The 17,849-nt window shown below is 63.8% G+C and carries 16 protein-coding genes; 4 read left to right on the forward strand and 12 right to left on the reverse strand.

All coding sequences use genetic code 11. The features are described from left to right. Positions 1–301: 301 nt before the first annotated feature. Positions 302–1,600, forward strand: a complete 1,299-nt coding sequence (locus tag HNS03_RS04405; RefSeq protein WP_367193410.1) for an amidase — start codon at positions 302–304, stop codon at positions 1,598–1,600. Positions 1,601–1,694: 94 nt separating this feature from the next. Here the strand turns inward: HNS03_RS04405 and HNS03_RS04410 are convergent, their stop codons facing one another. The 3 genes from HNS03_RS04410 to HNS03_RS04420 are packed head-to-tail and all read right to left on the reverse strand — an operon-like array spanning position 1,695 to position 4,812. After that, positions 1,695–2,693, reverse strand: a complete 999-nt coding sequence (locus tag HNS03_RS04410; RefSeq protein WP_367193412.1) for an NADPH:quinone oxidoreductase family protein — start codon at positions 2,691–2,693, stop codon at positions 1,695–1,697. Further along, on the reverse strand, positions 2,690–3,124 hold the full coding sequence (locus HNS03_RS04415) for a PaaI family thioesterase (RefSeq protein WP_367193414.1): 435 nt from the start codon (positions 3,122–3,124) through the stop codon (positions 2,690–2,692). The genes HNS03_RS04410 and HNS03_RS04415 overlap by 4 nt, the downstream gene beginning before the upstream one ends. Then, positions 3,121–4,812 (reverse strand): class I adenylate-forming enzyme family protein, encoded by a 1,692-nt coding sequence (locus HNS03_RS04420; RefSeq protein WP_367193416.1) that lies wholly within the window; start codon positions 4,810–4,812, stop codon positions 3,121–3,123. The genes HNS03_RS04415 and HNS03_RS04420 overlap by 4 nt, the downstream gene beginning before the upstream one ends. A gap of 248 nt (positions 4,813–5,060) precedes the next feature. Here HNS03_RS04420 and HNS03_RS04425 point away from each other — a divergent pair, with 248 nt between their 5' ends. The 3 genes from HNS03_RS04425 (at position 5,061) to tcuB (ending at position 8,190) form a co-directional block, all read left to right on the forward strand. Beyond that, positions 5,061–5,579 carry a CoxG family protein gene (locus HNS03_RS04425; RefSeq protein ID WP_367193417.1) on the forward strand — a complete coding sequence of 173 codons (519 nt, stop codon included), beginning with the start codon at positions 5,061–5,063 and terminating at the stop codon, positions 5,577–5,579. Between the two features lie 105 nt (positions 5,580–5,684). Further along, a complete protein-coding gene (gene tcuA, locus HNS03_RS04430) occupies positions 5,685–7,112 on the forward strand; it encodes an FAD-dependent tricarballylate dehydrogenase TcuA (RefSeq protein ID WP_367193419.1) in 1,428 nt (475 codons plus the stop codon). Continuing rightward, positions 7,099–8,190: a tricarballylate utilization 4Fe-4S protein TcuB gene (gene tcuB, locus HNS03_RS04435; RefSeq protein ID WP_367193420.1), complete on the forward strand. Its 1,092-nt coding sequence runs from the start codon at positions 7,099–7,101 to the stop codon at positions 8,188–8,190. The genes tcuA and tcuB overlap by 14 nt, the downstream gene beginning before the upstream one ends. 292 nt (positions 8,191–8,482) lie before the next feature. Here the strand turns inward: tcuB and HNS03_RS04440 are convergent, their stop codons facing one another. The 9 genes from HNS03_RS04440 to HNS03_RS04480 form a co-directional block, all read right to left on the reverse strand. Next, complete coding sequence (locus HNS03_RS04440) at positions 8,483–9,622, reverse strand: CaiB/BaiF CoA transferase family protein (protein ID WP_367193421.1); 1,140 nt, start codon at positions 9,620–9,622, stop codon at positions 8,483–8,485. Position 9,623: 1 nt separating this feature from the next. Continuing rightward, positions 9,624–10,439, reverse strand: coding sequence for a citryl-CoA lyase (locus tag HNS03_RS04445; RefSeq protein ID WP_367193423.1), 816 nt, complete (start codon positions 10,437–10,439; stop codon positions 9,624–9,626). A 136-nt stretch (positions 10,440–10,575) separates the two neighbouring features. Continuing rightward, complete coding sequence (locus tag HNS03_RS04450) at positions 10,576–11,337, reverse strand: SDR family NAD(P)-dependent oxidoreductase (protein ID WP_367193424.1); 762 nt, start codon at positions 11,335–11,337, stop codon at positions 10,576–10,578. Next, complete coding sequence (locus HNS03_RS04455) at positions 11,334–12,701, reverse strand: acetyl/propionyl/methylcrotonyl-CoA carboxylase subunit alpha (protein ID WP_367193425.1); 1,368 nt, start codon at positions 12,699–12,701, stop codon at positions 11,334–11,336. The genes HNS03_RS04450 and HNS03_RS04455 overlap by 4 nt, the downstream gene beginning before the upstream one ends. Positions 12,702–12,717: 16 nt before the next feature. Further along, a complete protein-coding gene (locus HNS03_RS04460; protein WP_367193426.1) occupies positions 12,718–13,257 on the reverse strand; it encodes an acetyl-CoA carboxylase biotin carboxyl carrier protein subunit in 540 nt (179 codons plus the stop codon). After that, positions 13,254–14,750, reverse strand: coding sequence for a hypothetical protein (locus tag HNS03_RS04465; RefSeq protein ID WP_367193427.1), 1,497 nt, complete (start codon positions 14,748–14,750; stop codon positions 13,254–13,256). Before HNS03_RS04465 ends, HNS03_RS04460 begins: the two co-directional genes overlap by 4 nt. Positions 14,751–14,887: 137 nt before the next feature. Continuing rightward, positions 14,888–16,204, reverse strand: a complete 1,317-nt coding sequence (locus HNS03_RS04470) for a TRAP transporter large permease subunit (RefSeq protein ID WP_367193429.1) — start codon at positions 16,202–16,204, stop codon at positions 14,888–14,890. Continuing rightward, positions 16,205–16,720 (reverse strand): TRAP transporter small permease, encoded by a 516-nt coding sequence (locus HNS03_RS04475; RefSeq protein ID WP_367193431.1) that lies wholly within the window; start codon positions 16,718–16,720, stop codon positions 16,205–16,207. It lies immediately after the preceding gene. Beyond that, positions 16,720–17,697 (reverse strand): TRAP transporter substrate-binding protein, encoded by a 978-nt coding sequence (locus HNS03_RS04480; protein WP_367193433.1) that lies wholly within the window; start codon positions 17,695–17,697, stop codon positions 16,720–16,722. The genes HNS03_RS04475 and HNS03_RS04480 overlap by 1 nt, the downstream gene beginning before the upstream one ends. Positions 17,698–17,849: the final 152 nt, after the last annotated feature.

Raw genomic sequence — 17,849 nt, forward strand, 5'->3', positions numbered from 1 at the left:
GATCACTGAACGAACGCAGCCTGCCCAATCACGCGGCAGCCCGCGATCAGTACCCTCCGAGAATGATCGAAACGCGCTGCCTTTCGAAGGTGAGAGCCGCCCAAACTCAGGATTTCCGACGGGAGCGATCGTTCTGGGAAAGATGCCGATCCCGGAACCATCCGTAAGCGGGCGCGTCTCGCCCGCGCCGGTCAAACCCGACGCCTGCCCGCTTGCCCCTTATCTCAAAAATGGTACAAATGCCGCAACTTGGACAACGGCACCCACCTTCCCCGGACGCCGCACAAGATAAGGCTGCACCATGACCGCCAACGGCCAGGCCATCGATCCGACAACGCTATCCGCGGCCGAGATCAGCGCCAAAGTCCGCTCAGGCGCGCTCTCCTGCGAGCAGGTCGTTCGCGCCCGCCTCGATCGAATCGCCGCTCGGGAAGGCGACGTTCGCGCCTGGGCGGAGATCGACGAGGACCAAGCCATCGCGGCTGCGCGCACGGTCGACGCGGCAGGGCCGCGCGGGCTGCTGGCGGGCGTCCCGATCGGGGTCAAGGACGTGATCGATACGTCGGACCTGCCCACGCGCTACGGATCTCCGATCTATGACAGCCACCGTCCTGCGGCGGACGCGTCCTGCGTAGCGCTCGCGCGCCTGGAAGGCGCGCTGGTCCTCGGAAAGACGGTGACGGCCGAATTTGCCGGCGTCGAACCGACCCGCACCCGCAATCCGCTGAACCTAGCCCATACGCCGGGAGGTTCGTCGAGCGGGTCTGCGGCGGCGGTTGCCGACCACATGGTGCCCGTCGCCTATGGTACCCAGACCGGCGGCTCCGTGCTGCGCCCGGCTTCTTTCTGCGGCGTTATCGGCTTCAAGCCGACCTTCGGGCTCTACAATCCGGCGGGCGTGAAACCGGCTGCGGAAAGCTTCGACACGGTCGGCCTGATTGCCCGAACCGTCGAAGATATCTCGCTGTTTCATGCCGTGCTGACCCACACCGAACCGGTACCGGCGCGCGCCTCCTTCTCCGGCCTGCGCATCGGGATCTTCCGGACCCATTTGTGGGACAGCGTGCTGCCGGAAACCGCCGCCCTCTTCGAACGCCGCAGCGCCCGTCTCGCAGCCGCGGGCGCGCATCTGGTCGATGTGGCGATCCCAGAGGGCTTCGAGACGATCACCGAGCATCGTGCGACCATCAATGCCTACGAGCGTGCCCATGGTCTGGCGCACGAATGGCGAGCACACCGGGATCTGCTGACGCGCTACAGTGTGGCTGTCTGCGAGCGCGGGTTCGCGATCGACGGGGAAACCTATCTCGGCTCGCGCATCGCCGTGGACGCGCTCCGATCGAAGGTTCGAAGCCTGTTCGCGGATATCGATCTTCTGCTGACGCCGACCGTCCCGGGCGAAGCGCCGGAAGGGCACGACTATGCGGGGGACCCGAGACTTCAGGAGCTTTGGACCATGCTGCACTGCCCGGCGATCACGCTCCCGGCCGGCCATGGACCCAACGGGCTGCCCATCGGGCTTCAGCTCGTGGCCCCGCAATATGCCGACGCTACGCTGCTGTCGGCAGCCGGCGCCGTCGCGGAGTCCCTGCGCACCTGAGCGCGGCGCATCCTCGATTTTCCGGCGCCTCACGAACCGCGGTTTTTACGCGTTTCCGGTGAGCGACCCGGTATTCACGTTGCCTGAAAAAGCTCTATGAGGCGCTCCACGGCTCGATGATCGCCCGACCGTCGAGGCTCCGGTTGGTCAAGCCGTTCAGAGCGCGGTCATATCCTTCAAGCGGAAAACGGACCACCGGTGGGGCCTTCAGCTTGCCGGCCCTGTAGAGGCCGAACACATCATCGAAGCATTGGCGGACCATCTCCGGCATGCGCTTGCGATAGTCGCTGATCTGCAGGCCGCTGACCTCGATATTCTTCAACATCAGGTAGTTTACCTTAACTTCCGGAATCCGTCCGGCCGCGAAGCCGATCACGACGAGCCGACCGCGCCAGGCAAGCGTCCGTATGGCGGCATCGAAGATATCCCCGCCAAGTGGATCGAGAACAATATCAACGCCCCTGCCGTCGGTCAGCGCGTAGACCTGCTCGCGCAGGGTGTCGCGCAGATTATCCCTGGAAAGATCGACCCAATGGTCGGCGCCGGCGTCGAGCGCCTTCTGCGCCGAACGCTCCGACGAGGCGCCCGCGATCACGCGCGCGCCTTTGGCCTTGGCGAGCTGAACCGCCGCACTCCCGACCGCACCCGACGCGCCGAGCACGAGAACGGTCTCGCCGGGCTTCATGCGCCCGCGTTCTTCCAAAGCGAACCACGCCGTATCGAAGGACAGCGCCATACCGGCCGCCTCAACGAACGTCATGCCTTCCGGCAGCAGGTAGCATTGATCCGCCTTCGCCTTGGCGAATTGGGCATACCCGCCATGCTCCTCCATCGCGGTCACCCGGTCGCCGACTTTGAGGCTGGTCACCCCCTCCCCGACGGCCTCGACCGTGCCCACCGGCCCTTTGCCGGGCACGAACGGACGCTCGGGCAGAAATTGGTACTTCCCCTCCAGCACCAGAATGTCCACGAAGTTGGCCGCAACCGCCTCCACACGAAGGAGAATTTCGCCGGGCCCCGGGACCGGATCCGGCACATCCTTGACCTTCGCCGTTCCGACCGGTCCGAAGTCTTCCACGAGAACAGCTTTCATGGGCGAGGCTCCTGGAGAGTGGAATAAGTGCCGCGCGCGACCGCGACGAGGCGTTGGCCGACAAAGAGTTCGACGTCGGCGGTCGATATCGCGCGTCCGAGCTTGCGCAGGAGCCCCTTGGCCCTAAGCGTCTCGCCCGGTGCGACGCGCAGATAGTCGATGCGCAGATCGATCGTCGGCGCCGGCGCGCCATGCCAGACGGCAACAGCGGCATGGCCGGCGATGTCGGCGAGCGCCGAGAGGACGCCGCCATGGTAGAAATCCGCATCGCGACTGAAGCCAAGCTCGCGCCGGAAATCGACTTCGATCTCGACGACCTTCTGGTCGCCATCCACCGCGACCGCACGCGGCAACAGCCAGCCATGGAAAGGCGGGCGACGCATTTCCTCGCACAACCTTGCCATCAACTCCGACTGGCCGAGCCCCCTCATGCCGAGCGGGCCGAACCCTGGAACCGGATCGGGGTGGGCCGCAGCGTCCCGTTCTGGATGGGATCCAGCAGCTCCCGCTTCAGGATCTTGCCGTTGGCACTCAGCGGGATCTCGTCGAGGCTCAGGAAATATTCCGGCATGTCGTACTTGGACAGCCCCTCGCGGTCGAGATAGCTGAGAAGCTGCTCGGGATTGATCGTCTGGCCCTTACGCGGCATGACCGCGAGGCAGACCTTCTCCCCAAGCCGCTCATCCTTCACCGGAACCGCGGCCGCGCGTTCGACGGAAGGGTGGCGCATGGTGAGCATTTCCATATGCGCCGGGTGGATGTTGTGCCCGCCGCGAATGATCACGTCCTTGATCCGGCCCGTGATCCGCAGATAGCCGTTCTCGTCCTCCCAGCCCAGATCGCCGGTCATGAACCAGCCGGACCGGTTGAAGGACCGCTCTGTGGCAAGCTGGTTGTCGAAATAGCCGAGCATCAGGCTCGCGCCCCGGCCGCCGATCTGACCGACGGTGCCCGGCGCCACCGGTTCGTCCGGGTCGGAAACGGAGAAGATCCGGACCTCGTAGCCGTCGCAGCTCCGGCCCGAACTGCCGGAGATGAGCTCGGGGGGATCGTTCGGCCGAGTATAGTGATGGGAGCAGGCTTCAGTCATGCCATAGCCGCTTTGCGGCTTGATCCCGAAGGCCTGCAAACCCTCCACGATCGTGCTCGACACGGCCGCGCCGGAGATGCGGAAGCCTTCGATTTTCTCAAGGCCATCGGCCCCTGTACGGCGCATCTCTTCCAAAAGATCCATCGCGTGCGCCGGCACGCCGAAGATAAATGTCGCCCCGACCTCCCGCAGCCGCTCCAGGATGCTGACCGTGCGCGGCAGATCGTGCAGCACGACTTCCGAACCGCAGGCGATCGACGCCGTAAACGCTCCAAAGCCCAGATTGTGGCTTAGCGGGCTCAGCGTGTAGATGACCGAGCCCGAGTTGAGGCCCCAGTCGGACGACAGTTCGCGCGCGTTCGACAACAGCGTGTTGTCGCTGTGCATGACGCCCTTCGGCTCGCCCGTCGTCCCCGAGGTGAAGGCCAGATAGACGACCGTATCGGGCTGCTCGATCGCAGAGATCTCGCGTCCAGTACTGGGCTTTCCGTCCAAACCCAAGGCGGGATCGACGCCATCCGCACTCCGAGGCGCGCATTTGAATACCTTGCGGACATAGTCGCGATCGCCGAGCTTCTCGAAGATGTCGTGGCGATCGGCGTCCGCGCCATACCCGGCCTCTCCGACAAAAGCGGCGGCAGCCATGCGCTCGCAGAGCGTGAGGATCTCCGCAACCGTGTGGTTGCGGTGCAACGACGGGCAGCAAATGTACCGATTGCGCGAGCACGCGAGCACGAAAACCGTGATCTCCACGCGGCTCGGTAGCCACACGGCGACCCTGTCGCCCGGCTTCAGCCCCGCCGCGTCCAGCTCCCGCGCGACGCGATCCGCCATTCTCACCAGCTCGCCATAGCTCAAGGTGCCGTAGCTGTCGCGCACGGCGCACTTGTCGGGATGAGCCTGCGCGTGGCGCTGCGCCAGCGCATAAAGGGTGTCGTCTCGCCAATAGCCGGCCGCGTAGTTGCGCTTGAGCATGTCGTGGCTGAGACGACTGAGAATGGTGTTTGCGGTTAGGCCGCTGGTGCCCACTTGCCTCTCCTTGAGGATCGGCCGTCTCGGCCGTCATGACGGATTCAATATGACATGTCTGCCGAAAGGCCGTCTCAAAATCAAGAGGCGTGTCATTTTTTGGAAACCTTCTCTCCAAGGCAATAACGCCACAATCCGCCGAAACTCTACATTTCTAGGCATCTTGCGGAAAAAACCGCCATCCGGAAGCGCGAAGCGTGTGTTGATTTCTTGGCACATATGCCGTTATCACGAACAAAGGGTCAGGAATGGAGGAGAAGACGGTGGATATCGAAGGTTCGTACAGCCTGTCGGCAAGCCGCGAAGCGGTTTGGAAAATGCTGAACGACCCGGAGGTGCTCCGCGCGTGCATCCCCGGATGCGAGACGCTGGACGCCCAGAGCCCGACGGAGATGGCGGCGGTGGTCGTCACAAAAATTGGACCGATCAAGGCGCGCTTCTCCGGAGAAGTGACGCTGAAGGACCTCGATCCGCCGTCGAGCTGCCGAATCGTCGGCGAAGGCAAAGGCGGTGTCGCCGGCTTCGCCCAGGGCGAGGCGCACGTCCGGCTCGTGCCCGAAGAGAGCGGCACGCGACTGGACTACACGGTGGAGGTCCAGATCGGCGGAAAGATCGCCCAACTCGGCCAGCGGCTTGTCCACTCCACGGCAAGGAAGCTTTCAGACCAGTTTTTCACCTGCCTGGCTGAGAAGATCGCGGCGGAAGGACTGGACGACACCGGCGACGCGACCGTCGCCGAACGCACGACGGTCTCCTCCACGACATGACCAGACGCGCCCCGTCACCTTCAATGGACACGAACCGCATTTCGATGCCGCGCGCGGCATCGGCTTGTTGCGGCCGCGTTTACTCAGGCGGAGGAGCGATGCGCCATGGCTGATGCCATATCCGGGATCGCTCCCTCCGATCCCTTCGGCAAGCGCTACGACGTGCTCGTCGTGGGGGGCGGTAACGCGGCCCTGTGCGCCGCGATCAACGCGCGCCGTGAGGGCGCGGAGGTGCTGGTTGTGGAAGCCGCGCCGAAATTCTATCGCGGCGGCAACACGCGCCACACCCGGAACCTGCGCTGCGCCCACGACGAGGCGAACGAGGTACTGACCGGGCCCTACCCGGAAGACGAATTTTGGGACGACCTGATGCGCGTGACCGGCGGCGAGACCGACGAGGAGCTCGCCCGCTTCACCATCCATGAGTCGAAGGGCCTGTGGGATTTCATGAATGCCCAGGGTGTGCGCTTCCAACCCTCTCTGGGCGGCACGCTGAGTCTGGGGCGGACCAACGCCTTCTTTCTCGGCGGAGGCCGATCGATGCTGAACGCCCTTTACCGAACGGCGGAGCGCCTGGGCGTGGACATCGTCTACGACGCGGAAGCTACTCAGCTTGACATTGAAGACGGCTTTTTTCACGCCGCCACCGTCACACACTCCGGACGCGAGCACCGCGTCACCGCCAAGGCACTGGTCGCCGCTGCCGGAGGCTTTGAAGCCAATATCGAGTGGCTGACCGAGGCCTGGGGGCCGGAGGCGCAGAACTTCCTGATCCGAGGAACCCCTTATAATCGCGGATCTCTGCTGCGCCTGCTGCTGGATCGGGGTGTGAAATCGGTCGGCGACCCCACCCAATGCCACGCGGTTGCGATCGATGCGCGCGCGCCGAAGTTCGACGGCGGGATCGCAACCCGGCTCGACTGCGTCGTCTTCGGCATCGTGGTGAACCGGAACGGCGAGCGCTTCTATGACGAAGGCGAGGATTTCTGGCCGAAGCGCTATGCCATCTGGGGCCGACTCGTCGCCGCGCAGCCCGATCAGATCGGCTACGCCATCATCGATGCCACCTCGATCGACAAGTTCATGCCGTCGATCTTCCCCCCCGTTCAGGCCGACACGATCGAGGCGCTTGCCGAAAAACTGGACCTCGATCCGGCCAAGCTGCGCCAGACGGTGGCATCCTTCAACGCCGCCACCAAGCCCGGCACTTTCGACCAGAACGTGCTCGACGACTGCCGAACTGAAGGGCTCTCGCCGGACAAGACCCATTGGGCGCGGCCAATCACCGAGCCCCCCTTCTACGCCTACCCTCTGAGGCCCGGCATCACCTTCACCTATCTCGGCGTGCGCGTGAACAAGCAGGCTCAGATCCTGATGGAGGACGGCCGCCCCTCGGCCAACATGTTCGCCGCAGGCGAGATCATGGCCGGCAACGTCCTGGGCAAGGGCTATCTCGCCGGGATCGGCATGACGATCGGCGCCGTGTTCGGCCGCGTCGCAGGAAAAGAAGCAGGTACGTATGTTCGCAACTGACAATCTTGCCGAAGCCGATCGGCTGATGCGGATCTGCAATGCTTGCCGTTACTGCGAGGGGCTTTGCGCCTTGTTTCCGGCCATGGAGAAGCGCCGCACCTTCTCCAACGGCGATTTGAACTATCTGGCGAACCTCTGTCACCAATGCGGCGCTTGCTACTATGACTGCCAGTATGCGCCACCGCACGAATTCGACGTCAATGTACCGGTGACGATGTCGAAGGTCCGTGCGGAGTCCTATGCCGCCTACGCCTGGCCGCGCGCCCTGGCCCCGATCTTCGAAAAAAACGGACTGATGATCGCGCTGACCGCGGCGCTCTCTGTCGCCGCCTTTCTCATCGGCTTCATGGCCTGGAGCGATCCGGGCGTGATGTTTTCCGTCCAGCGCGGCGAAGGCGCCTTCTACGCGATCATGCCGCACAACACGATGGCCGCGCTCTTCGGCGCGGCATTCCTCTATTCGATCGTGGCGCTTGTGATGGGCTTTCGCGCGTTCTGGTCCGATATCGGCGCCAACGGGAGCAGGGTCGAAGGCCAATCCATCTGGCAGGCGATCAAGGACGCCGGCCAGCTACGCTATCTCGACGGCGGCGGCATCGGCTGCATGAACGAGAGCGAGAAGCCCGCGGATCGGCGCAAGCATTTCCACCACGCCACCTTTTACGGCTTCCTGCTTTGCCTGGCCGCAACTTCGGTCGCCACCATCTACCATTACGTTTTCGGATGGGAGGCGCCCTATTCCTGGTACAGCTTGCCGGTGCTGCTCGGCACCGTCGGCGGCATCGGTCTCGTGGTTGGCGCGATCGGCCTCCTGAAGGCCAAGTGGAAGCGGGCCGGCGAGATTTCCAACCCCTCTCGTTTCGGCATGGACACGGCGTTCGTGGCGATGCTGTTCCTGGTCGGCGCGAGCGGTCTCATCCTGCTCTTTCTGCGCACGACACCGGCGATGGGCACGCTTCTCGCCGTCCATCTGGGCTTCGTCTTCGCCTTCTTCCTGACGATGCCCTACGGCAAGTTCGTTCACGGCCTCTATCGGTTCGGAGCACTTGTCCGCCATGCCATGGAGGAGAGGACCTGACATGCATCGCAGTGCAGTCAGGCGGCCAGTTTAGGTCATGACCTTCGAATAGGGCTGCGCCGTTGCCGATTTCTTCGCTCCGGCAGGAGCCGATCGATGCGCGGACCGGGAGTACGATCGAGATCGGCGACGAACCGGCGCAAACAAAGCGGCTGGTCCGAAGGGGCGGAGAGAGAAGGTCGGCCAATGCGTCGAAGGGCTCCCAAATACGATAGAGTATTCGGATCGCCTTTCTCCTGTTGTCCGCGCCGCTCTCCCCGACGCGGCTTCTATTCCAAGTCCATAGAAACCTCTAAGGAAGACGACGCAGCTCTTTGAGGATCTCCTCCCGGTGCTCGTCGAGCACCGGCGGCGCCTCCGCCAGGGCGGCGCGATCGGCGTCGTAGACGATCGGATTGCGGACCGAGTGGAACGCGCCTTCGGTCGGATGCATGGCGCTGGTCTCGATCTGGAGATGGCGCACTTGCGGATCCTGCAACACCTCGTCGGTGTGATAGACGGGCGCGAAGGGGACGTCCTCGGCCTCCAGCAGCGCGCACCATTCTCCCCGCGGCCGCTTCACGAACTCGACGGCCAGCGCCGCCGTCAGCGCCCCATGGTTTTCGATCCGAGCCACACGATCGGCGAAGCGCGGATCGTCGAACAAATCCGGGCGCTCGATCACCTTCGCCAGCCCCTCCCAGAATTTCGGGGGCGACGACATGTGCAGCGCGATCCATTTCCCGTCGGCACATTCCAAAACGTAGGACTGGGACGCGCTCGGCCGGCTGTACGGTCCCATGACATCGCCGGTGGCGAAATAATGCGTAAAAGCATCGATGTTGAAGTGACACATCGCCTCCAGCATCGAGACCTCGACGAGCCTGCCGGCGCCGGTGCTGTTGCGTTCGTGCAGTGCGCCCAAGACGCCGAAGGCGGCGTAGAAGCCGGTCGTAGCGTCCGCGATGGCGGGGCCGACCACACGCGGATTTTCCGGATTGACGAGCAGGTGCAGATAGCCGCTAACGGCCTGGGCAACGGTGTCATAGGCGGGACGCCCGGCATACGGACCCGAGGCACCGAAGCCGCTGATGGCGCAGTAGATCAGTTTCGGGTTGATGGCACGCAGGCGTTCCGCGCCAACGCCCAACTTCTCCGCGCCACCGGGGCGGAAGTTCTGGATGTAGACGTCCGATTGCCGGATCAACTCGTCGAAGATCTCCAGCTCGTCCACTTTCGTCGTGTCGAGAGCGATCGAGCGCTTGTTGCGATTGTAGGCCTGGAAGTGTGGGCTGTAGAGCCCGCCTTTGAAGGATCGGAAAGGGTCGCCCACTCCCGGCCGTTCGACCTTGATCACGTCGGCGCCGAGATCGCCCAGGATCATGCCGGCGGCGGGGCCGGTGATGAAATTGCCCTGTTCGAGGACCCGAATCCCCTTGAGCACCGGCACCATCTCAGCGGTCTCCTTCGGTGGAGGCTCCGGCAAGCGCCGGCCCGTCATAGCCGATCGTCGTCGTCGCGTTTCCGGCCAGGATGAAGCCGATGGAGCGGCTCATTTCCTCGTTAAGATGAGCGATCAGCCCGGCCGTGCGCGCCAGGATCGGGATGCCCTTGAGAGCATTGAGTGGAAAGTCGGCATCCAGCATGACGGCGGGGATGGCGCCGGAAACATTCAACGGGAGATCGCGCCCCCAGATTTCCGGAACAAGCTCGGACAGGGTCTCGATCAGCGCCACGTGCGAGCCTGCTACGCCGTTCGTACGGGCAAGCGAAAGCAGCCGGATCGCCCGAGGGTCGCCTTCCTTGTGCTGCGAATGGCCGAAGCCGGGCACCGGCTTGCGGGCCGTCCGAAGCTCCTGAAGCGCTGCGCGCGCGGCCGCCTCGACCGGCTGTCCCGTGTCCTTTGCCGTTTCGAGGACACCCGACAGAAACCGTCCGCAAGCCTCCGAGCTTCCAAGCACGACCGACCCGCAGCCGAGGATGCCCGCGGCAACGGCGCCCTGCAGCGCATCGGGGGCAGCGGCAAGCGTCATTCGCGCCGCCTGGTTGCTCGGCACCAAGCCGTGCTCGGCGATCGCGACCAGCACCGCGTCGAGGATCGCGCGCTGATTGTCGGCGGGCATCCGGCCGGTCAGCAGAAAGAAGAAATAGCTGGTGAAGTCGACGCACCCGATCAACTCGTGGCTGAGCTCCTTGCCGCGCACGTTGATCGAATGAGCGTCCGACGTGCAGATCGCACTGAACGCGTTGTCCTGTTTCCCGACCCTCATCCTTTACTCCCTGATAAATGGCCCGACACATGTCGCGCGCATGGTTCCAATCGGACCCACGGGAACCGGCACGAACCGCTCAAGACTTTGGAGCGGCCACATTTTTCCGGCCAGGACGGCCCCGCTCGGACAGCCTCTAGCCGAAGCTGGTTGCGCCGTTGACGATGAGCATCTCGCCAGACACGTAGCGCGACGCTGCGCTGATCAGCATGCAGCCGGCCTCGGCGACCTCTTCCGCCGAGCCGATCCGCCCGAATGGCGACGATTCGATCTGCAGCGCGCGGCTCGACTGCGCATAGTTGGAGATCATGGGGGTTTCGGTGACGCCCGGGGCGACGCCGTTCACGCGAATGTTGTGCGGCCCGAGGGCACGGGCGAGCGTGCGCACCATGCCGCCGATCGCCGCCTTGGAGGTGACGTAGGCCGGGCCGCCATTGCCCGCGGTACCGCCGATCGGCGCATGGATCACGGCCGTGGAGCCTGTGAGGACGATCGCGCCGCCCTCGCCTTGCGCGATCAGCCGGCGCGCGACCGCCTGCGCAATCAGGAAGGAGCCGGTGACGTTCACGCGCAGCAGCGCGTCGAAATCCTCTGCCGTCAGCTCGTCCCAGGTTTTGATGGAGTGCCGCCCGGCCCAGTGGATCAGCCCATCGACGCGGCCGAACACTTCGACCGACGTCGACACGATGCCCGCGCAAGTCTCTGTGTCGGAGATGTCGGCCGCAAGCGTGCGCAATGCCGGGCTCGGCGCAGGAAACGCCGCATTGAGGTCGGCCTGCCGGAGATCAACGGCAAGAACGCGGTTGCCACCTTCCAGAAGGTAGGTTGCACACGCCTTCCCGATACCGCTCGCGGCTCCCGTGACGATCACGGACTGATTTGAAACGCAGCAGCTCACGACGCCACCCCTCCCCCATTCTCCGAGACCAGCCGGTCGACCAGGGAGGTGGTCATGGTCCCGTCCTGGAAATCCGGTTCGCTCAGAAGTCGATGCTGGAAAGCCAGCGTCGTGGCCGGACCCTCGATCTGGAAACGTCGCAGGGCACGCCGCATCCGCTCGATCGCTTCGGACCGGTCCCCGCCATAGACGATCAACTTGGCGATCATGGAATCGTAGAAGATCGGCACGACGTAGCCCTCGTCGCAGTGGCTATCGAGCCGGATATAGGGAGCCTGCGGAGGCTCCCAGGCCGTGATGCGGCCGGGGCTCGGCCGGAAGCCTTCCGCCGGCATCTCCGCATTCACCCGACATTCGATCGCGTGGCCGCGAAAGACGATCTCATCCTGGGCAAAGCGGAGCTTTTCTCCGCTGGCCACGCGGAACTGCTCCTCGACGAGGTCAATCCCGGTGATGGTTTCGGTGACCGGATGCTCCACCTGGATGCGGGTGTTCATTTCGAGAAAGTAGAAGCGTCCCTCGTCCTGATCGAGGATGAACTCCACGGTGCCGGCATTCTGGTATCCGAACCGGCTCGCCAAACGCACAGCGGCGGCGCGGATTTCCTCACGCAGGTCGTCGGACAGGTTCGGGGCCGGCGCTTCCTCGACCATCTTCTGGTGCCGACGCTGCAGCGAGCAGTCGCGTTCGCCAAGATGAATGACATTGCCGTATGTGTCGGCCAGAATCTGAACCTCCACGTGGCGGGCGTTGGCGATGAATTTCTCTAGATAGAGGGTGCTATCGCCGAATGCCGCCCCGGCCTCCGAGCTGGCCCAGGCGATCTGATCTTTCAACTGACCGATTTCGGTGACGATCTTCATGCCGCGACCGCCGCCGCCGGCAGCCGCTTTCATCATCACCGGCAGGCCGATGTCGTCGACGACCGACCGCGCCTCCTCATAGCTCGCCACGCGGGTGGATCCGGGAAGCGTCGGAATCTCATATTCTTCGGCGAGCCGGCGCGCCTCGATCTTGTTGCCCATGCTGCGGATCTGCTCGGGTTTCGGCCCGACGAAGATCACGCCATTGTCCAGGCATAGCTGGGCGAGCTCCGGCGACTCGGCCAGGAAGCCGTAGCCGGGATGCAGCGCATCGCATCCGGTACCGAGGGCGGCAGCGACCATGGTCTTCGCCTGGAGGTAGCTCGCCGTGGGCGAGGGAGGGCCGACGCAGATGGCACGGTCGGCGATTTTGGCCCCGAGACTGTCGCGATCGGCCTCGGACACGGCAAGCACGCTCTCGATGCCGAGCCCTTGGCACGCCCGGATGATGCGAACCGCGATCTCACCACGGTTGGCGATCAATACTCGCCGGATGCTCATTGCGCGGCTTTCCCGGTCATTCGGCCGGACGCACGCGGCACAGCACTTGCCCATATTCGACGAGTTGGGCATCGCCCACGCAGATCTCGATGACGACGCCATCGACACCGGCAGTGACCGCGTTGAAGAGCTTCATCACTTCGATCAGCCCGACGGAAGTGTCCGGCGTAACCGTCGACCCGACCGCAATGAACGGCTCCGATTGCGGGTCCGGCCGCGCATAGAAGGTTCCCATCGTGGTCGCAACGACGTCGATCAGCCCCTCTTCCAACGGCGCGGCGGCCGCGGGCGCAGCGGCGGGTGCAGGCGCCGCGGGCGTTGCTCCCTCCGCCGCAGGTGCCAGAGCGGCGGGCGCAGGCGCGGCAGCAGATGTTCCACCGGAGGAAACGGCTGGCTCCGGGGCGCCTTCTGGAATGGCCGCTCCCGTGCCCACCGTGATCTTGAAGCCGGCAAGCTCCAAGGTGAGATAGTCGAAGCCGGACTTATCGAGGACACCAACGATCTCGCTGATCTTGGAGATGTCGTCTTCGCTCAGCGCGTCGAACTTGCCGGTCATCGCGCAGCCTCCTCTGCCGTCCGTTTGGCGGGGGCTCCGCTTGCCTTCAACGTCATCGTCATTCCCTCGGTTTCCATGCGGAAGAAGCCGATCCGCTCGTGCTGGGAGAGCATTTCCAAGAGGCCGGCAATTCCACGCCGCGACCGCAGGCTCGTTGTGCTGCCCGCCGAGGCGCGCATCCTCGCCACCGACTCCTCGTCGGTGAAAATCCTCAGCATCATCTCTTCATCGGAGAGGCCCGGACCGCCGTAGCGCCGGCGCAGTTCGGCGAGCGAAGGTTCTTCCGGCGGGCGCTCGGCCATCTGCCGGGCGCGCGGACGATGGAGCACGCGGTCGCGCACGTCCGGATCGATCGCGTCGCGCTCGTCCTCGCCCCAGAAGCCGAGCGCATATTGGATGATCTCGTCGGAGACGGTCTTGTAGCGCTCGCCGGCGATCACGTTCATCACCGCCTGTGCGCCCATGAATTGCGAGTAGGGGGTGACCATGATCGGGTAGCCGAAGTCCGCTCTGACCCGGCCGATCTCCTCCAGCACCTCCGGCAACTTGTCGGTCAGCCCGGCGTTGCCGAGTTGGAAGCGCAGATTGGAGATCATCCCGCCCGGCACCTGATGGATGTAGTGGGCCGCGTCATAGGACTGGGGCTCGCCGACCGGCCATCCCTCGCGCTCGGCAACCGCGCGCAGGTGTTCTTCGACCGGCGGCAGGCAAGTCTCATCGAGCATCGTTTCGTAGCCGAGGGTGCGGGCGTTGCGCGCCACCTCAAACGTGGAGGGATTGGAAGACCCGTACGCCATCGGCGGAATGGCGGTATTCACGGTCGCGATGCCGAGTTTGATGGCTTCCAGCGTGCACAACCCACCAAGCCCGGTGTTGCAGTGGGTGTGGAACTCCACCGTCGCGTCGCCGGCCTCTTTCAGGATCGCCGGAACGAGGGTCTGAAGACGCGCCGGAGTGAGCAGCGCGCCGGGATCCTTGAGGCAGATCCGGTAGGGCTTCAGCGCCACCGCCTGACGGGTCTTTTCGGCGTAATAGGTGTCGGTATGGCGCGGCGAGATCGAGAAGATCAGATTGAGGATCGTCTTGACGCCCGACTTGCGCGCCTCCTCCACGTGCCATTTCCAATAGTCGACGGTGTGAGAGGAATCGGAGGTGCGCACCTCCTGAATGCCGTAACTGCCGAGCAACTCGTACCAAAGCGCTTCGAGACTGCGCGGCGCGATCTGGAACGACGTCAGATAGCGGCCGCGAATGATCCTCAGCGGCGTGTTCTTCGTGGTTTCCCGCGCCTTGCGCAGCCGCTCGAAGGGGTCTTCGCGCAACTCCCGCACCATCTTCTTTTCGAAGCTGTTGGCATGAATCTCGATTGCCTCGAACCCAGCCTTGTCGAGATGCTGCAGCGCCGGGAGCATCATCTCGGTGCGCATATTGGTCGCCCACAGGCTCTGCTGACCGTCGCGAACGGTGGTGTCGACAAATCGGACTTGAGACATTCCTGCTTCCTTCAACGCTCCTGTCGCGGACGCGGTCGGGGCGCATTTTCGAAACGGACTGGAGTGTTTCCAGGCAAAGTCGAAACCGGTTCGCCGTCCGGAAACGGGATCCGGCGAGGACGGCGGATGACCGTCGGCTATCCGCGCATAAGACTGGGCACAAAGGTGATGAGCTCGGGAAAGAGAGCCATCAGCGCCATGCCGGCCACGATGATCCAGACAAATGGCCAGGCGGCCGAAAACAACAGCTTGGTCTCGATCGTCGGCACGGCGCTCTTGAAGGCGTAAAGCGTGTAGCCGAACGGCGGGGTGATGCCGCCGACCGTCGCAACGATGAGAACCAGCGCCCAAAACCAGATGCCGTCATACTCGTAATGCCCGATGATCGGCTGATAGAGCGGCACCAGCACCATCAACACCGAGATCTGATCGAGGAACATGAAGAGAACGAACGGCAGCGCGAGCAGCACCAAAAGCATCGCGTAGTGCGACAGGTCGAGATGCAGGACGAAATCGCCGAGCCGCCCCAATGCGCCCGAAAAGATGAGAAGCTGGCTGAACATCGTCGCGCACGCCATGATCGCCAGCATGATGCCCGCGACGCGGACGCCGGACAGAAGCGACAGACGCAGCATGTCGAAGCTGAGCCCGCGATACGCCGCAGCAAGGACCAGCGACCCGACGACGCCGGTGGCCGCCGCTTCGGTGGGGGTGGCGACCCCCATCATGATGAAGCCGACGACGGTAAGAAAGATCAGCGACACCGGCAGCATGCGCAGGAAGGCGACCAAGGCGCTGCCCTTGGTCTCGGGGTTCCTAAGGTCTTCCGACAGATCCGGCGCCAGCGCCGGATTGAGCTTCACGCGGACGAGCACGTAGACTAGGAACAACGCCATCAGAAGCAGACCCGGCACGAGCCCGGCCATAAGGAGTTCGCCGGTCGACACCTTGGCCAGCGAGGCGATGATGATGGCAAGCACGCTCGGCGGGATGATCGGATCGAGGCTCGCGCCGCCGAGGATCGTGCCGGCGGACAGCCGCGTGTCGTAGCCACGCTCCTGCATGGTCGGGTAGAGCGAGCGGCCGAGCAGTCCGGCGACGGCCATCGCCGCGCCCGCCAGTGCCCCGCAGATCGCCGACAGCAGAATGCACAGGACGTACTGGCGTCCGCGAATATTGCCGACCAGGCGATCGAGCGATGCGAGCAAAACCTCCATCGCGCCTGATCGAAACAGCACTTCCCCCATCAGGATGAAGAGAGGCACCGCGGCAAGGCTGCCGGTCGACGCCGTCGTGAAGATGCTGTTGGCGAACATCCCGAAGCCGGACGGTCCGATCAACCATAGCACGCCGACGACGTTGAGGATCAGGAACGCCACGAAGATCGGCATCCCGACGAACAAAAGCGCGAGCAGAATTCCCACGCCCAGAAGCAACGTCACCCACCAGTCCATCTATACGGCCTCGGAGGTCTGATAGGATGTCAGAGTGGCCGCGTGCCGCAGGAAGTAGATGCTCGCGGAGAACAGCCCGTAGGGAATTGCCCAGGAGAGCAGCCACTTCGGCATGCCCCATTCGTTGACCGTCGAGATACCGCGCATGAATTGCTGCACCGTGGCGTCGAAGCAAAACCAGGACGCCAGCAGGCAGGCAAACGCGGCCACCACAAATGTGACGCGCTGGAACCAGAGAGCCCGCCGGGCCGGCATGGAATCGAGCAGAATGGAAATGAAGATGTGGCTCCGCGCCCGCGTCAGTTCCGGCATGACGAGGAAAACCATCAACACCAGCATGTAGGAGACGAGCGAGGAGGCCCAGGTGGTGGGGGCCGCGAAGAAATATCGGGCTCCCACCTCGTAGGAATAAGCGCTAACGATGACGACCAGGCAGACGACGGCGCCTATGTAGCCGACGAGCGTGATCGCATCATGGACGCGCGCCGGCCAGGCAAGGCGCCGCTCGCCCTTCATCAGTCGGCCATGCCTTGGCTGCGGGCAAAGTCGTGCAGCGCCGAAGCGGCCTCGGGGTCCTTTTCTTCGGCCATTTGCCACAGCGAGGTCGTCCAGGCTTCGGCGAGCTTCGCCTGCTCGTCCTCGCCCATCTCGGTCACCTGCATACCGCGCGCCTTGAGCTCGTCCTCCTCTTCCTTCCAAACCTTCGGCGCATCGACGAACCAGGAGTCCTCGATCTTCCGAGACACCTCCATGATGGCCTTCTGATCTTCCTCGCTCAGCGCGTTCCAGGCGTCGAGATTCATGAAGATCGGCTCGTAGTTTACGCCGAAGCCCGGGCGCAGGAGGTAGGGAGCGACCTCGTACCAGTTGTAGTCGAGCGCGCCGATAATCGGCCAAGCCGCGCCGTCGATGACACCCTTTTCGAGACCGGTGTAGATCTCCGCGGGCGGCATCACCACCAGGACGCCGCCGAGCATCTCGATCACGCCCTTGTAGGTCAGGCTACCGCGAACCTTACGGCCTTCGAGGTTGCCTTCGTCGTTGACCGGATCGCGCAGGATGATGTGGTAGGCGCCTTCCGGCGTCACCGGCAGCATGACGAGCTTCAAATTATATTTGGCGTAGAGCTTGTCCATCTCATCGAAGATGCCGGACTCGCGCACCTTGGTGAGGTCTCCCTGCAGCGCGTCGGCTGCGAGCATCACCGGCGTGGTGCCGAAGTGGTAGGCGCCGTGAGTGAACAGAAATTGAAACACGCCGGCACCCACCGGCTCGAGCTGCTCGAATGGGGGAACCGTCTCCGGGCCGCTGACCGTGATGCTAATCCGCCCGTCGGTGGCCGCCTTCAGCTCCTCCACGAACGGATCGAGAATATAGGGATTGTAGGCGTAATTGCCGTCCCAGCTCGACAGCAGGCGGTAGTCCTTCGCCGCTGCCGGAAGCGCCGGCAACACCAGCGCGGACGCGATGAGAATGGACTTCAAAAACTTCATGTCGGTTCCCCTGGTCTATTGTCGCTGCCCAAAAATGAGCCCAGCTTTAAAACTGTTCAGGGCACGATAGGGGAGGCCGAGAAAAGCGTCAAATTTTTTGTACAAACCATCAACTTTGGATCTCTGGCCGAAAAGATCCCACTTTTAAGATA

The sequence above is a fragment of the Amorphus sp. 3PC139-8 genome (assembly GCF_040750475.1).
GTDB lineage: Bacteria > Pseudomonadota > Alphaproteobacteria > Rhizobiales > Amorphaceae > Amorphus.

What these genes read in the sequence shown, in the direction of transcription:
- HNS03_RS04405 (WP_367193410.1), top strand. Translation starts at nt 302, where the DNA reads ATGACCGCCAACGGCCAGGCCATCGATCCGACAACGCTATCCGCGGCC.
- HNS03_RS04410 (WP_367193412.1), bottom strand. Translation starts at nt 2,693, where the DNA reads ATGAAAGCTGTTCTCGTGGAAGACTTCGGACCGGTCGGAACGGCGAAG.
- HNS03_RS04415 (WP_367193414.1), bottom strand. Translation starts at nt 3,124, where the DNA reads ATGAGGGGGCTCGGCCAGTCGGAGTTGATGGCAAGGTTGTGCGAGGAA.
- HNS03_RS04425 (WP_367193417.1), top strand. Translation starts at nt 5,061, where the DNA reads ATGGAGGAGAAGACGGTGGATATCGAAGGTTCGTACAGCCTGTCGGCA.
- tcuA (WP_367193419.1), top strand. Translation starts at nt 5,685, where the DNA reads ATGGCTGATGCCATATCCGGGATCGCTCCCTCCGATCCCTTCGGCAAG.
- tcuB (WP_367193420.1), top strand. Translation starts at nt 7,099, where the DNA reads ATGTTCGCAACTGACAATCTTGCCGAAGCCGATCGGCTGATGCGGATC.
- HNS03_RS04440 (WP_367193421.1), bottom strand. Translation starts at nt 9,622, where the DNA reads ATGGTGCCGGTGCTCAAGGGGATTCGGGTCCTCGAACAGGGCAATTTC.
- HNS03_RS04445 (WP_367193423.1), bottom strand. Translation starts at nt 10,439, where the DNA reads ATGAGGGTCGGGAAACAGGACAACGCGTTCAGTGCGATCTGCACGTCG.
- HNS03_RS04455 (WP_367193425.1), bottom strand. Translation starts at nt 12,701, where the DNA reads ATGAGCATCCGGCGAGTATTGATCGCCAACCGTGGTGAGATCGCGGTT.
- HNS03_RS04460 (WP_367193426.1), bottom strand. Translation starts at nt 13,257, where the DNA reads ATGACCGGCAAGTTCGACGCGCTGAGCGAAGACGACATCTCCAAGATC.
- HNS03_RS04465 (WP_367193427.1), bottom strand. Translation starts at nt 14,750, where the DNA reads ATGTCTCAAGTCCGATTTGTCGACACCACCGTTCGCGACGGTCAGCAG.
- HNS03_RS04470 (WP_367193429.1), bottom strand. Translation starts at nt 16,204, where the DNA reads ATGGACTGGTGGGTGACGTTGCTTCTGGGCGTGGGAATTCTGCTCGCG.
- HNS03_RS04475 (WP_367193431.1), bottom strand. Translation starts at nt 16,720, where the DNA reads ATGAAGGGCGAGCGGCGCCTTGCCTGGCCGGCGCGCGTCCATGATGCG.
- HNS03_RS04480 (WP_367193433.1), bottom strand. Translation starts at nt 17,697, where the DNA reads ATGAAGTTTTTGAAGTCCATTCTCATCGCGTCCGCGCTGGTGTTGCCG.